The sequence below is a fragment of the Pseudoxanthomonas sp. SGT-18 genome (assembly GCF_003931645.1).
Lineage (GTDB): Bacteria > Pseudomonadota > Gammaproteobacteria > Xanthomonadales > Xanthomonadaceae > Pseudoxanthomonas.
Window position 1 is genome coordinate 606722 of sequence record NZ_RRYJ01000001.1, and the last position, 13530, is coordinate 620251.

The window sequence follows — 13530 nt, forward strand, 5'->3', positions numbered from 1 at the left end:
CAAAGGACGAGCCCCGGCCCTGCCGGGGCTTGTTTTTTGCGCCGGCGGCGGCTGCCTAGAGCGCCTGCAGGATCAGCGAGTGCCAGCCGCTGCGGTAGGTCTCGTAGCCCGGCGAGGCCGCGTGCGCGACGCAGTGCGGGCGGCCCTGGAACTCCACCACCCGTGCCGCGAGCGGCTGGCGCAGCAGTTCGTCGCGCCCGGGGAAGTCGATAACCTCCTGCAGGATGCGCCCGGCCGAGTCGGCCAGCACCCGGCCCTGGCCGTCGACGATGCATGCCCGGCTGCGCGTCCATTCCTGCTGCGACAGCGGAGTACGCTGCACCACCGTCTGCGCCAGCGCGTCCCAGCGGAACACGATGCCGAGCACGCCCAGCAGGCGGCCGTCGACGCGTCCGCCCTCGCGCACGCCGCAGGCGTAGACCAGCACCCGCTCGCCGCCGGCCAGCGCACTGGCATGCACCTCCTGGAAGCCGAATTCCTCGCCGCTGGCGCAGCGCCTGGCGCTTTCGAACCAGGGCGCGTCGCGCACGTCCATGCCGGCGGAGCGGTACTGGCCGGGGCGGCCGTTGGCCAGCACGCACCCGTCCAGGCCGACCAGCACCAGGTCGAAGTACACCGTGTACGAATCCAGGATCTGGCCCATGCGCCGCGAGGCGTGCGCCAGTTCCTCCGCGGTGGCGCCCGGGCGCGCGGCCGCGACCACCGCCGCGTCGGTCGCCCACCAGCGCACGTCGCAGCTGCGCTCGTAGAGGTTGCGGTCGATCAGGTCGATGTTGACCAGGGCCAGCCCGGCCAGGCGCGTATGCCGCACCTCGTCCTCCAGCCGCGCCAGGGTAGCCTGCATGTCGGCGCGGGTGGCCTCGGCGCGGCGGTCGATCTCGCCGGCGGTCTCGGCCACCCGGCGCGAGAGCGTATCCATCTCCTGCGCGATCACCGCGAAGCCGCGCCCGGCCGCGCCCATGCGCGCCGATTCCACGCGCGCGTTCATCGAGATCACCAGGGTGGTGCGGTTGATTTCCTCGATCCGCCGCAGCGATTGCCGCAGCTCGCCCAGCATGCGGCCGGACAGGCCAGCCACGGAACGGATGTGGTCGTCGACGCTGGCCTGGGCAGGCGTGGCTGGCGTGTTCATGCGGGGATGGGGGACGGTTTCATATGAAAGATGACCGGGCTTCATCGGCCCGCCGCGACCGGACTTGAGCCGGGCCGCCGGCAAGCCAGGACGCTCCGGTAGCATGCCCGCAGCGCCTGCCGGGGAGGGGCGGCCCATCCATGACGGGGGATAGCTTGGAAGCGATCATCGTGCTGGTGGTGTTGGCGGTACTGGCGGTGCCGGTGCTGCTGGGCGTGCTGGGCCTTGCAGTGCTCGGCCTGCGCCGGCGGGTGGCGGAACTGGAGCGTGCGCTTGCTGCCCTGCGCCCGCCGGCGCCGACGGGCATGGCGGCCTCGCCACCACCCGCGGAAGCCGCGCATGCACCGGCGGCCGCGGCGGGTTCCGTGGCGGCGGCCGTGCCGTCCACCGCGGCCGGCTTACGCCCGTCCGCGGCACCGCCACCGCTGCCACCGGCCGGAACGGCAGCGGCGCATGCCGGCGGCGACGCGGGCGCGCCGCGCGTCCCCGCGGAGAACGTGCTGCTGCGCGTGGTCAAGCGCTGGTTCACCGTGGGCAACGTGCCGGTGAAGATCGGTGTGCTGGTGGCGCTGGCCGGCGTGGCGGCGCTGCTGAAGTACGCTTCCGACCAGGGCCTGTTGCAGTTGCCGGTGGCGCTGCGCCTGTCCGCCGTGGCCGCGGCGGCGCTGCTCGCACTGGGCTTTGCCTGGCGCCGGCGCGAGGGCAACCGGGTCTTTGCCCTGAGCGTGCAGGGCGGGGCGATCGGCACCCTGCTGCTGGTGGTGTTCGCGTCGTCCAGGCTCTATGGCCTGGTCGACGCCGGCCCGGCGTTCGCCCTGAGCGTGGTCCTGGTCGCGGGCGCGGCCCTGCTGGCGGTGCTGCAGAACGCGCAGGCGCTGGCCGCGTTCGCCCTGCTGGCCGGCTTCCTGGCGCCGGTGTGGTTGTCCACCGGCGGCGGCAACCACGTCGCCCTGTTTTCCTACTACGCGCTGGTCAACGCCGCGGTGGTGGCGATCGCCTGGTTCAGGTCCTGGCGCCTGCTCAACCTGCTTGGCTTCGCGTCCACCTTCGGCATCGGCAGCCTGTGGGGCGCCAGCGCCTACGCCCCGGAGAAGTACGCCAGCACCCAGCCGTTCCTCGCCCTGTTCTTCGCGTTCTACCTGGTGGTGCCGCTGCTGTTCGCGCGGCGCCGGCCGGCGGGACGGCGCGACCTGGTCGACGGTTGCCTGGTGTTCGGCACCCCGCTGGTGGCGTTCTCGCTGCAGGCGGCGCTGCTGGAAGGCCAGCGCATGCCGCTGGCGTTCTGCGCGCTGGGCCTGGCCGTGCTGTACGCGATGCTGGCGCGGGCGCTGTTGCGGCGCTCCGGCTACGAGCTGCTGGCGCAGTCCTGGGCGGTGCTGGCAGTGGGCTTCGCCACCCTGGCGGTGCCGCTGTGCCTGAGCGCGCGCGCCACCGCCAGCGTGTTCGCGCTGGAGGGCGCCGGGCTGGTGTGGCTGGGCCTGCGCCGGCAGCGCTGGCTGCCGCAGGCCAGCGGCGTGGCGCTGCAGCTGTTGGCGGCGTTGGCGTTGCTGCTCGGGCTGGACAATGCGCACGGGGATCTGCGTGCCGTGTCCAATCCGACGGCGATGGGCATGTTCCTGCTGGCGCTGGGCGGCTGGGCCAGCGCCTGGGCGGCACGTGCCCATGGCCGGACCGTGCCGGCGGCACTGTTCTTCCTGTGGGGCACGGCGTGGTGGGCCGGCGACTGCGCGCACGAGATCGCGCGCTTCGCCGCTCCGGCCTTGCGCGCCGACCTGGCCCTGGTGCTGGCCGGCGCGACCGGCTGGCTGGCGGCGGAAGTCCATCGCCGCCGCCCGGCCGCATTGCTGGCCCAGACCCTGCTGGCGGCGGTCGTGCTGGCCGCGCTGGTGCTGTTCTGGCAGTCGGAGCGGCACCAGCATCCGCTGGGCGGGAGCTTCGGTGCGCTGGCGTGGCTGATGTTCGGCCTGCTGGGCCTGCGTGGGCTGGCCTGCCTGCGCCTGGATGCCGGCCGCAGTGCTGGCGCCGCACAGTTGGCCTGGTGGCTGCTGTGGGCCCTGCTGGCGTCGCTGGAGGGGCGCTGGGTCGCGCTCGAGGCCAGCCTCGGCCAGGGCTGGGAGGTCGCGCTGGCGGCCCTGCCATGGCTGGTGCTGATCGCGCTCGCGCAGTGGCGCTGGGACTGGCTGGCGCTGCCGCGCGATGCCGCGGTGGCCGCACCGATGCGCACGCCGGTGTCGTGGTCCGGTTTCGCGGTCGCCGCCGCGATCTGGCTGGCGATGCTCAAGCGCCCGCTGTCCCCGGCGCCGCTGCCCTGGCTGCCACTGCTCAACCCGGGCGAGCTGGTGCAGCTGGCGACCCTGGGCCTGGGTGCGGCCTGGCTGGGCAGCAGGCATGCCGGGGCGCTGCTGCCGCGCTGGCGACCTGCGCTGCTGGCCGGCGGCGGCTTCCTGCTGCTGAGCGCCTCCACCCTGCGCTGCGTGCATTACTGGGGTGGCATCGGCTGGACCCCGGGCCTGCTGTCCAGCGCCCTGGCCCAGACCAGCCTGACCGTGGCCTGGAGCGTGCTGGGCGTGCTCGGCTGGGTGCTCGGTTCGCGCCGCGGCCAGCGCGGCCTGTGGCTGGCCGGCGCGGTGCTGATGGGTGTGGTCCTGGCCAAGCTGGTGCTGGTCGACCGCACCCACCTGGGCAACCTGGCCGGCATCGTGTCTTTCATCGCCTACGGCGTGCTGTGCATGATCGTCGGCTACCTCGCCCCGGCGCCGCCGCGCGCCGGGGACAACGTGGAGACGGACGCATGAGCAAACGATCCTGGTACGCACTGGCGCTGGTTTCCGTGCTGGCCGGAGGCGCACAGGCCAGCGCCCCGGCGCAGGACTATGCGCGGCAGTGGCCGCTGGCCCTGGGCCAGGACAACGCCGGGGCCTACCGGGTACTGCTCGACGAGGCGGTGTACCTGGGGGCGCACGAGCGCGGCCTGCGCGACGTGGAGGTATTCAACGCCCAGGGCCAGGCGGTGGCCGCGGCGGTGCTGTCGCCGGCGCAGCCGTTGGCGCAGGCGCCGCGTACCACGGGGCTGCCCTGGTTCCCGTTGCCGGCGCAGGACGGCGCCGGCAACGACATCCACCTGATCGCCGAGCGCGACGACGAGGGCAACATCCGCCGGGTGCAGGCGGGGTTCCCGGCGCGTACGCCCGCCGGCGGCGCCGGCAGCTGGCTGGTCGATGCCAGCCGCGTGCGCGAGCCGGTGCGCGCGCTGCTGCTGGAGTGGAAGACGCCATCGCAGCCGCTGCAGGCCGGCTACAAGGTCGAGGGCAGCGACGACCTGCGCAGCTGGCGCACGCTCAACGGCAGCACCACCCTGCTGGACCTGGAGCGCGGCGGCGAACGCCTGCGCCAGGGCCGCATCGCCCTGGATGGCCAGGCCCGCTACCTGCGCCTGCTGCCGCTGCGCGCCGGCCCCGGGCCGGAGCTTACCGGGGTCGCGGCCGAGCTGGCGCCGGCGGAGGCGCAGCTGCAGTGGGATTGGCAGGAGCTGCGCGGCGAGCGTCGCAGCGTGGCCGGGCGGGAGGGTTTCGAGTTCCGCCTGCCCGGACGCTTCCCGGTGGAGCGCGCCGACGTGCGCCTGCCGGACAACGCCGCGGTGCAGTGGACCCTGTACAGCCGCGAGGACCCCGACGCTTCCTGGACCTGGCGCGCCGGCCCCTGGGTTGCCTACCAGGTGGGCGACGACCGCGCCGGGGCGCGCTCGGAACCGCGCGCGCTGGCCGCGGCGGTGCGCGACCGGTACTGGCGACTGGTCCCGACGACCCCGGTGGGCGAGGGCATGCCGGTGCTGCGCCTGGGTTACCGGTCCGAGGTACTGGTGTTCCTGGCCCAGGGCCAGCCGCCCTACACCCTGGCCGCCGGCAGTGCCCGCCGCCAGCGCGGCGAGGCGCCAATCAAGCCGCTGCTGGACGCGCTGCGCGCCCAGCGTGGCCCCGACTGGGAGCCGGCCCCGGCCTACCTGGCCGGCGAGGCCCAGGAGCTGGCCGGCGAGCGCGCCCTGGAGCCGCTGGTCGAGCACGACTGGAAGAGCTGGCTGCTGTGGGCGCTGCTGGTCGGTGGCGCGGTGCTGGTCGCGCTGCTGGGAATGAGCCTGCTGCGGCAGCCGCCGCGGGCGCCCTGAGCGCCGGGTTTGCCGCCGCCACGTCCCGTCCCGGAAAATGCCCGCACCCGCGCGCCGCGCCGGCGCGACCCACCTTGATCCCCCACACAGAGACGTGAGCATGACGATCATCCGGATGACCGACCTCGACCTGACCGGCAAGCGCGTGCTGATCCGCCAGGATCTCAACGTGCCGATCGACAACGGTCGCATCACCTCCGAGCAGCGCATCACCGCCTCGGTGCCGACGCTCAAGCTGGCACTGGAGAAGGGCGCCGCGGTGATGGTCACCTCGCACCTGGGGCGGCCCAAGGAAGGCCAGTGGAGCGAGGCTGATTCGCTGGCGCCGGTGGCTGCGCGCCTGTCCGAGCTGCTGGGCGTGGACGTACCGCTGGTGAAGGACTGGGTCGACGGCGTCGAGGTCAAGCCTGGCCAGGTCGTGCTGCTGGAGAACTGCCGCATGAACGTCGGCGAGGGCAAGGACGACGAGGCGCTGGCGAAGAAGTACGCGGCGCTGTGCGACGTGTTCGTGATGGACGCCTTCGGCACCGCGCACCGCGCCCAGGCCTCGACCCACGGCGTGATCCGCTTCGCCCCGGTGGCCGCCGGCGGGCCGCTGCTGATGGCCGAGCTGGATGCACTGGCCAAGGCGCTGGACAACCCGGCGCGCCCGCTGCTGGCCATCGTCGCCGGCAGCAAGGTCTCGACCAAGCTGGAGCTGCTGACCAACCTGGTCGGCAAGGTCGACCAGCTGATCGTCGGCGGCGGCATCGCCAACACCTTCATCGCCGCGGCCGGCTACAACGTCGGCAAGTCGCTGTACGAGGCCGACCTGCTGGAGACGGCGAAGAAGATCGCCGCCGATGCCCAGGCGCGCGGCGCGCAGATCCCGCTGCCGGTGGACGTGGTGGTGGCCCAGGCGTTCGCCGCCGACGCCCCGGCCACGGTCAAGCCGGTCGACCAGGTCGGCGCCGAGGACATGATCCTGGACATCGGCCCGCAGACCGCCGCGCAGTACGCCGGGCTCATCAAGTCCGCCGGCACCGTGGTCTGGAACGGCCCGGTGGGCGTGTTCGAGTTCGATGCCTTCGGCAAGGGCACCGAGACCCTGGCCCGCGCCATCGCCGAATCGAAGGCGTTCTCCATCGCCGGCGGCGGCGACACCCTGGCGGCGGTGGACAAGTACGGCATCGAAAAGGACGTCAGCTACATCTCCACCGGCGGCGGCGCCTTCCTCGAGTTCCTGGAAGGCAAGACCCTGCCGGCCGTGGCCGCCCTGCAGGCGCGCGGCGGCTGAGGCCTGGCGCGACCCAGCGCCCCCTGTGACCGGAAGCCGGCGCCGCGAAGGCGCCGGCTTTTCCTTTTGCGCACCGGACTTTTTATCCGCTGCTCCCGCCAAATGCGTTCTCCGGGCGCGTAGCTTCGGACGGCGCCGCGACAGGCCAGGCCTGCGGTGGCCGCCCGGGCGCACGTCCATGCGCGCACCCGCTACCGCGGCCACGGCCTGCCCGGCCTGGCAGGTCCTGCTGGCGCTTCGGGGGGCTTGGCCCGGCCACTCCTGGCCAAATGGCGCCTACGGTCTCGCCAGGCCTGCGGAACTTGACCGGGCGTCAACGAAGCTGGCCGACCTGACGCTCACCGAGGCCGCCGTATCCGCGCATGCCGGGGCAAGTGGCACATGGACGTGCCACGGCCGCGCGTACGGACAGGACGTCCGTCCGCGCAGTGCACCGGCATGCGTGGATGCGGCGGCCCCCTCCGAAGCCAGCGCCCTTGCTCTTGCTCTTGCTGTTGCTGGAGCTGGAGCTGGAGCTGGAGCTGGAGCCGGCCAGGTTCCCTGCTAGAGTTCGCGCCATGCCTACCGAACGACCAATCGACCGCCTGCTGGCGATCATGGCCCGCCTGCGCGACCCGCAGGGCGGCTGTCCCTGGGACCTGGAACAGGATTTCTCCACCATCGCCCCGTACACCATCGAGGAGGCGTACGAAGTCGCCGACGCGATCGACCGCAAGGACCTGGCCGCGCTGAAGGACGAACTGGGCGACCTGCTGCTGCAGGTGGTGTTCCATGCGCAGATGGCCGCCGAACAGGGCGCGTTCGCGTTCGACGACGTGGCCAACGCGATCAGCGACAAGATGGTGCGCCGCCACCCGCACGTGTTCGGCGAGGCCAGCTTCGCCGATGCCGAGGAGCAGACCCTCAACTGGGAGGCGATCAAGCGCGCCGAGCGCCAAGCCGCCGGCGAGCAGGACACCTCGGCCCTGGCCGGCATCTCCCGCGGCCTGCCGGAATGGCAGCGCGCGGTGAAGCTGCAGTCGCGCGCCGCGCGCACCGGCTTCGACTGGCCCGGCCCGGAGCCGGTGCTGGAGAAGCTGCAGGAGGAGATCGCCGAGGTGCGCGCCGAGTTCGCGCGCGGCGACGTGGCCGCCAACCGCGAGCGCCTGGAGGACGAGATCGGCGACCTGCTGTTCGTCGCCGCCAACGTCGCCCGGCACGCCAAGGTCGATCCGGGCGCCGCGCTGCGCCGCGCGAACCACAAGTTCGAACGCCGCTTCCGCGCGATGGAGGCACTGGCCGCGGCCGCCGGCACGCCGCTGCCGACCCTCACCCTGGAGCAACAGGAAGCGCTGTGGCAACAGGTCAAGCAGGCCGAACGCGAGGGCGCGGGGGCGGCGTGACCACCTTCGCGCTGTTCGTGGCCACCGCCATCGCCGAGATCCTCGGCTGCTGGCTGGTGTGGTCATGGCTGCGCAATGACGGTAGCGCCTGGCTGCTGCTGCCGGCGGCACTGAGCCTGGCGGTCTTCGCCTGGCTGCTGACCCTGCATCCGACGGCCACCGGGCGCGTGTACGCCGCCTATGGAGGGGTCTACATCGGCACCGCGCTGGCCTGGCTGTGGGCGGTGGACGGCGTGCGCCCCACCCGCTGGGACCTGCTGGGCGTGGCCCTGTGCCTGGCCGGGATGGCGGTGATCATGTTCGCGCCCAGGCAGGCCTGAGTACGCCGCATGCGGTTCAGTGCGAGGCCGCGCTGCCGCCGTCGTAGAACATCAGGAAGGCCGCGCCCACGATCAGGGCGAAGGCCGCGTAGTGGTTCCACTTCAGCGGCTGGCCCAGGTACCAGGCCGAGAAGCCGGCAAACACCACCAGGGTGATGATCTCCTGGATGGTCTTGAGCTGGACCACCGAGTACACCCCGCTGCCCATGCGGTTGGCCGGGACCATCAGGCTGTACTCGAAGAAGGCGATGCCCCAGCTGACCACGATCGCCATGAACAGCGGCGCGCTCTTGTACTTGAGGTGGCCGTACCAGGCGAAGGTCATGAACACGTTGCTGGCCAGCAGCAACAGCACCGGGACGAGGTAGTTCGACAGGGGCAGGGCGGGCATCGTCGGGCCGCAGGGCAGGGATGAGGCGCGCAGGATAATCCACCGCCGCGGCCCGGGCGGGCCGCGGCAGTGGCCTCAGTACTGGCGCAACGCCAGCATCGGCGGCGTGCGCAGGATGGCGCGGGTGCCCGACCAGCCGGCCACCAGGCTCAGCGCGATGCCGATCGCGCCGCCGCCCAGCAGCGCCGGCCACGGCGGCGACAGCGCCAGCTCGAACAACTGGCGCGAGACCAGCGCGCCGATCACCGCCGCCGCCGACACCGCCAGCAGCGCCGCGACCAGCCCCAGCATCCCGAACTCCACCAGTACCGCGCCGCGCAGCTGGCCATGGCGCGCGCCGAGCGTGCGCAGCACCGCGCTGTCGTAGCGGCGTTCGCCGGCGGTGGCCTGCAGCGCCGCCAGCAGCACCAGCACGCCGGCGGCCAGGCTGAAGCCCATCACCAGCTGCACCGCCTGGGCCACGCGTTCGATCACCTCGCGCACCCGCTCCAGCAACGCCTCGATCTCCAGCACCGAGACGTTCGGGAACTCGCGCACGACCGGCGCCAGCGCCGCGGTGCGGCCGGAGGGCAGGTGGAAGCTGGAAATCAGGTTGCATGGCGCATCGCCCACCGCGCCGGCATTGAGCAGGACGAAGAAGTTGACCCGGAACGAATCCCAGTCGGCCTTGCGGATGCTGGTGACGGTGAAGGTGCGTTCCTGTTCGCCCAGCTGCAGGGTCAGGCTGTCGCCCAGGCCGATGCCGTAGCGGCCGGCCCAGCCCTGTTCGATCGAGGCCTCGGCGGCGTCGGTGGTCTCGCTCCAGAACGCGCCTTCGAGCAGGGTGTTGGCCGGCGGGAACGTGTGGCGCCAGGAGAAGTTCACCGGGCGGTCGGCGTCGTTGCCGTCGTCGCCTTCGTCCACCGCGGTCCGCTGCGGCGGCTTGCCATTGATCGCGACCAGGCGCCCGGTGCCGAACGGCTGCAGGTCCGGATCGGCCACGCCCATTCCGCGCAGCGCCTGTTCTACCGCCTCGGCCTGGTCGCGCTGCACGTTGAGCAGGAAGTGGTTGGGCGTGTCCGGCGGCAGGCGCTCGCGCCATTGCCCGAGCAGGCCGGGGCCGACCACCGCCAGCAGCAACAGCGCGCACAGCGACAGCGACAGGCCCACCAGCTGCACCACGGCCAGGCCGCGGCGCCGCGCCAGCGCGGCCAGGCCAAGCCGCCACGGGCCATGCAGGCGCGATTGCAGCCGTCCCAGCAGCCACAGCAGGCTGGCGCCCGCGGCGGCCGCGAGCAGGGCAAGCACCGCCAGGCCGCCCAGCACCCAGGCGGCCAGCCGCGCATCGCCGGTGGCGTACACCGCCAGCGCCACGGTGGCGGCGAGCGCAGCCACGTAGGCCAGCAGCGAGGTCGCGGGCAGGGTGGCGAAGCTGCGGTTGAGCACGCGCATCGGCGGCACCCCGCGCAGGCGCAGCAGCGGCGGCAGGCCGAAGCCGAGCAGGATCAGCAGGCCGATGCCGGCGCCGGCCAGCATCGGCGCGGCCTGCGGCAGCGGCAGCCGCGCCGGCACCAGGCTGCCCAGCACCTCGACCAGGGCGACCTGGGCGAGCATGCCCAGGCCCACGCCCAGGGCGCAGGCGGGGATGGCCAGCAGCACCAGCTGCACCGCCAGCGAGGCGAGGATGTCGCGCTGGCGCGCGCCCAGGCAGCGCAGGATCGCCACCGCGTCCACCCGGCGCAGGGCAAAGCGGTTGGCGGCCAGCGCGGTGGCCACGCTGGCCAGCAGCACTGCCAGCAGCGCGGCCAGGGCGAGGAAGCGGCCGGCGCGGTCGAAGGCATTGCGCAGGCCCTGCTGCGCGTCCTCCACCCCGACCAGGCGCTGGCCGGGCTGCAGGCGCGGTTGCAGCCATTCGCGCATGCCCGCGATCGCCGCCGGCAGGCCGGCGAACATCAGCCGGTAGCCGGCGCGGCTGCCTGGGCCGAGCAGGCCGGCGGCCTCGACGTCGTCGCGGTGCACCAGCAGCGGCGGCGCCATCTCCATCAGCCCGCCGGAGGCATCCGGTTCGGACAACAGCACGCGGGTGATGCGCACCTGGCTGCTGCCCAGCTCGATGCTGTCGCCCACCTCCACGCCCAGGCCGGCCAGGATGCGCGGATCGGCATAGGCCTCGCCCGGCGGTGGGCCGCCGGCATCGGCAACCTGCAGGCCTGCCGTATCGCTCGCCACGCGCAGGCGGCCGCGCAGCGGATGGGCACCGTCCACGCCCTTGATCGTGGCCATCTGGCTGGAATCGCCATGGAACAGCACGCTGGGGAAGGTCACCAGACGCGCGACCGCCAGGCCACGCGCGCGCGCTTCGGCGGTGAATTCGGCGGGCGGGTCGGTGCGTCCCTGCACGCCCAGGTCGCCGCCGACCACCTCGGCCGCGCTGGAGGCCAGCGCCAGGGTGACCCGGTCGACCAGGGTGCCGACCGCGGTCATCGCCGCCACGCCCAGCACCAGCGCGGCGAACAGGGTCAGCAGGTCGCCGGAAAGGAACTCGCGGCGCAGCGAGCGCGCCGCGTGGCGCAGCACGTTCATGCGCCTTCCCCGCCTTCGTCCAGCCGCACCAGGCGGCCGCGGTCGAGCCGGTAGACGTGGTGGCAGCGCCGTGCCAGGGCCAGGTCGTGGGTCACCATGACCAGAGTGGTGCGGTTGCTGCGGTTGAGCTCGAACAGCAGCTGGCTGACGTGCTGGCCGGTGGCCTGGTCGAGGTTGCCGGTGGGCTCGTCGGCGAACAGGATCCGCGGCCTGGCAACGAAGGCGCGGGCCAGGGCCACGCGCTGCTGCTCGCCGCCGGAAAGCTGCCGCGGATGGTGCCGGCGGCGGTGCTCCAGGCCGACCGCGGCCAGCACCTCGGCCACCCGCGCCGGATCCTCGCGCCCGGCCAGTTCCAGTGGCAGGGCCACGTTCTCCTCGGCGGTCAGCGAGGGCAGCAGGTGGAAACTCTGGAACACGAAGCCGACCTCGCGCGCGCGCAGCGCGGCGCGGGCTTCCTCGTCCAGCTGGTCCAGGCGCTGGCCGGCGAGGGCGATGCTGCCGCGGGTGGGCAGGTCCAGCCCGGCCAGCAGGCCCAGCAGGGTGGTCTTGCCCGAGCCGGAGGCGCCGACGATGGCGACGCTGTCGCCTTCAGCCACGGTCAGGTCGACGCTGTCGAGAATGCGGACCTCGCCCTCGGGGCCGGCCGCGGACTTGCCCACGCCGCGGACCTCGATGGCGCTGGCTATGCTGGTCAGGGTCTGGGTATCGATGGGAGGCTCCGGATGCGCAAGTTCAGGTGGGGGACGGCCATGGGCCGCGCGCTGGCGGTCCTGCTGGCGGCGCTGCTGCTGCCAGGTCCGCTGCTGGCCGCGCCGCAGGCCCGGGCCAGGGGCCCGGTGCTGGTGGTCGGTGACAGCCTCAGCGCAGAGCACAACATACCCAGAGGCACCGGCTGGGTCAGCCTGCTGGAGCGGAAGCTGCAGGCCGAGCCGTCCCTGGCACGGCCGGTGGTCAACGCCAGCATCAGTGGCGAGACCAGCGCCGGCGCCCTGACCCGCCTGCCTGCGCTGCTGGAAAAACACCGTCCTTCGGTGCTGGTGATCGAGCTGGGCGGCAACGACGCCCTGCGCGGCCTGGCCCCGGCCCAGCTGGAGGCCAACCTGCGGCGCATGGTCGAGCTTGGCACCGCCGCCGGCGCCCGGGTGCTGCTGCTGGGCATCGACGTCCCGCCCAACTACGGCCCGGCCTACCGCGAGCGCCTGCGCCGCACCTACGAGGGCCTGGCCCAGCGCCAGGGCGTGGCCCTGGTCCCGTTCTTCCTGGAGGGCGTGGCCCTGGAAGAAGGGCTGATGCAGGCTGACGGCCTGCACCCCACCGCCGCGGCCCAGCCGCGGCTGCTGGACAATGTCTGGCCGGCGCTGCGGCCGTTGCTGTAGCGGTCGCCGCCTTCACGCCCCATCCACCGGGGCTGCGGCATGTTTCACAAAGCTGAAAATCCGATATGGAGCGTCCGAAACATGCGTCAGGGCAAAGAAACCTCAGGGCTGGTGCTGGTCGTCGAGGACAACCGCAACATCTCCGAGATGATCGGGGAATACCTGGAAAGCCGTGGCTTCGAAGTCGACTACGCCGCCGACGGACTGGACGGCTACCGGCTGGCGGCCGAGAACAGCTACGACGCGGTGGTGCTTGACCTGATGCTGCCGCGCCTGGACGGCATCGAGGTCTGCCGCCGGCTGCGCAGCGATGCGCGCAAGTCGACGCCGGTGCTGATGCTGACCGCGCGCGACACCCTGGACGACAAGCTCACCGGCCTCGGCCACGGCGCCGACGACTACCTCACCAAGCCGTTCGCGATCCAGGAGCTGGAGGCGCGCCTGCGCGCGCTGATCCGGCGCGAGCGCCGCCAGGTGGGCTCGGAGGTGCTGACCGTGGCCGACCTGGTGCTGGATCCGGTCAGCATGCGCGTGACCCGCGGCGGCGTGGAGCTGCAGCTGTCGCCGATCGGCCTGAAGCTGCTGACCATCCTGATGCGCGAGTCGCCCAGGGTCGTCAGCCGCCAGGAGATCGAGCGCGAGATCTGGGGCAACAGCCTGCCCGATTCGGACACCCTGCGCAGCCACCTGTATAACCTGCGCAAGGTGATCGACAAGCCGTTCGACCGCCCGCTGCTGCATACCGTGCAGAGCGCCGGGTACCGGGTGGCGGACATCGCGCAGCCGGTCACCGCGTGACCAGGTAGCCGAAGGGGAAACAGGGGGAATGGAACGCAAGACGGCGGCCGGCTGTCCGGCCGCCTTGGCCACGGGGGCGCGGGTCCCGGTCCACCCACTCACGGAACGGCGATGCGCGCGGGCCTACACTC

11 protein-coding genes are annotated in these 13530 nt (G+C 72.9%); 7 read left to right on the forward strand and 4 right to left on the reverse strand.

Annotation, left to right across the window (positions count from 1 at the left end):
- Positions 1–55: 55 nt before the first annotated feature.
- Entirely contained in the window at positions 56–1132 is a 1077-nt protein-coding gene (locus EIM47_RS02715; RefSeq protein WP_125076036.1) for a methyl-accepting chemotaxis protein, read from the reverse strand.
- Positions 1133–1287: 155 nt separating this feature from the next.
- Between EIM47_RS02715 and EIM47_RS02720 the strand changes: the two genes are divergently transcribed.
- The 5 genes from EIM47_RS02720 to EIM47_RS02740 all read left to right on the forward strand — a co-directional run bounded on the left by EIM47_RS02720 (position 1288) and on the right by EIM47_RS02740 (position 8272).
- The gene (locus EIM47_RS02720) at positions 1288–3927 is read left to right on the forward strand and encodes a DUF2339 domain-containing protein (protein ID WP_125076038.1); all 2640 of its coding nucleotides are present in this window, start codon (positions 1288–1290) and stop codon (positions 3925–3927) included.
- Entirely contained in the window at positions 3924–5294 is a 1371-nt protein-coding gene (locus tag EIM47_RS02725) for a DUF3999 domain-containing protein (protein WP_164514524.1), read from the forward strand. Before EIM47_RS02720 ends, EIM47_RS02725 begins: the two co-directional genes overlap by 4 nt.
- Positions 5295–5394: 100 nt before the next feature.
- Positions 5395–6570, forward strand: a complete 1176-nt coding sequence (locus EIM47_RS02730) for a phosphoglycerate kinase (protein ID WP_125076040.1) — start codon at positions 5395–5397, stop codon at positions 6568–6570.
- Between the two features lie 557 nt (positions 6571–7127).
- Entirely contained in the window at positions 7128–7952 is an 825-nt protein-coding gene (mazG, locus tag EIM47_RS02735) for a nucleoside triphosphate pyrophosphohydrolase (protein ID WP_019399811.1), read from the forward strand.
- Positions 7949–8272 (forward strand): YnfA family protein, encoded by a 324-nt coding sequence (locus EIM47_RS02740; protein WP_028915901.1) that lies wholly within the window; start codon positions 7949–7951, stop codon positions 8270–8272. Before mazG ends, EIM47_RS02740 begins: the two co-directional genes overlap by 4 nt.
- Positions 8273–8288: 16 nt before the next feature.
- Here EIM47_RS02740 and EIM47_RS02745 read toward each other — a convergent pair whose 3' ends face one another.
- From EIM47_RS02745 to EIM47_RS02755, 3 genes are all read right to left on the reverse strand, one after another.
- Entirely contained in the window at positions 8289–8663 is a 375-nt protein-coding gene (locus tag EIM47_RS02745; RefSeq protein WP_125076042.1) for a DMT family protein, read from the reverse strand.
- A gap of 75 nt (positions 8664–8738) precedes the next feature.
- Positions 8739–11225, reverse strand: coding sequence for an FtsX-like permease family protein (locus tag EIM47_RS02750; protein WP_125076044.1), 2487 nt, complete (start codon positions 11223–11225; stop codon positions 8739–8741).
- Complete coding sequence (locus EIM47_RS02755; RefSeq protein ID WP_232211037.1) at positions 11222–11884, reverse strand: ATP-binding cassette domain-containing protein; 663 nt, start codon at positions 11882–11884, stop codon at positions 11222–11224. Before EIM47_RS02755 ends, EIM47_RS02750 begins: the two co-directional genes overlap by 4 nt.
- Before the next feature lie 63 nt (positions 11885–11947).
- Here EIM47_RS02755 and EIM47_RS02760 point away from each other — a divergent pair, with 63 nt between their 5' ends.
- Positions 11948–12601 carry an arylesterase gene (locus tag EIM47_RS02760; RefSeq protein WP_026010765.1) on the forward strand — a complete coding sequence of 218 codons (654 nt, stop codon included), beginning with the start codon at positions 11948–11950 and terminating at the stop codon, positions 12599–12601.
- 81 nt (positions 12602–12682) lie between these two features.
- Positions 12683–13399 carry a response regulator transcription factor gene (locus EIM47_RS02765; protein ID WP_026010766.1) on the forward strand — a complete coding sequence of 239 codons (717 nt, stop codon included), beginning with the start codon at positions 12683–12685 and terminating at the stop codon, positions 13397–13399.
- Positions 13400–13530: the final 131 nt, after the last annotated feature.

Bases quoted from the DNA above. Each gene is read 5' to 3' on its own strand.
- EIM47_RS02760 (WP_026010765.1), top strand. From the start codon at position 11,948: ATGCGCAAGTTCAGGTGGGGGACGGCCATGGGCCGCGCGCTGGCGGTC.
- EIM47_RS02725 (WP_164514524.1), top strand. From the start codon at position 3,924: ATGAGCAAACGATCCTGGTACGCACTGGCGCTGGTTTCCGTGCTGGCC.
- EIM47_RS02750 (WP_125076044.1), bottom strand. From the start codon at position 11,225: ATGAACGTGCTGCGCCACGCGGCGCGCTCGCTGCGCCGCGAGTTCCTT.
- EIM47_RS02765 (WP_026010766.1), top strand. From the start codon at position 12,683: ATGCGTCAGGGCAAAGAAACCTCAGGGCTGGTGCTGGTCGTCGAGGAC.
- EIM47_RS02745 (WP_125076042.1), bottom strand. From the start codon at position 8,663: ATGCCCGCCCTGCCCCTGTCGAACTACCTCGTCCCGGTGCTGTTGCTG.
- EIM47_RS02730 (WP_125076040.1), top strand. From the start codon at position 5,395: ATGACGATCATCCGGATGACCGACCTCGACCTGACCGGCAAGCGCGTG.
- EIM47_RS02715 (WP_125076036.1), bottom strand. From the start codon at position 1,132: ATGAACACGCCAGCCACGCCTGCCCAGGCCAGCGTCGACGACCACATC.
- mazG (WP_019399811.1), top strand. From the start codon at position 7,128: ATGCCTACCGAACGACCAATCGACCGCCTGCTGGCGATCATGGCCCGC.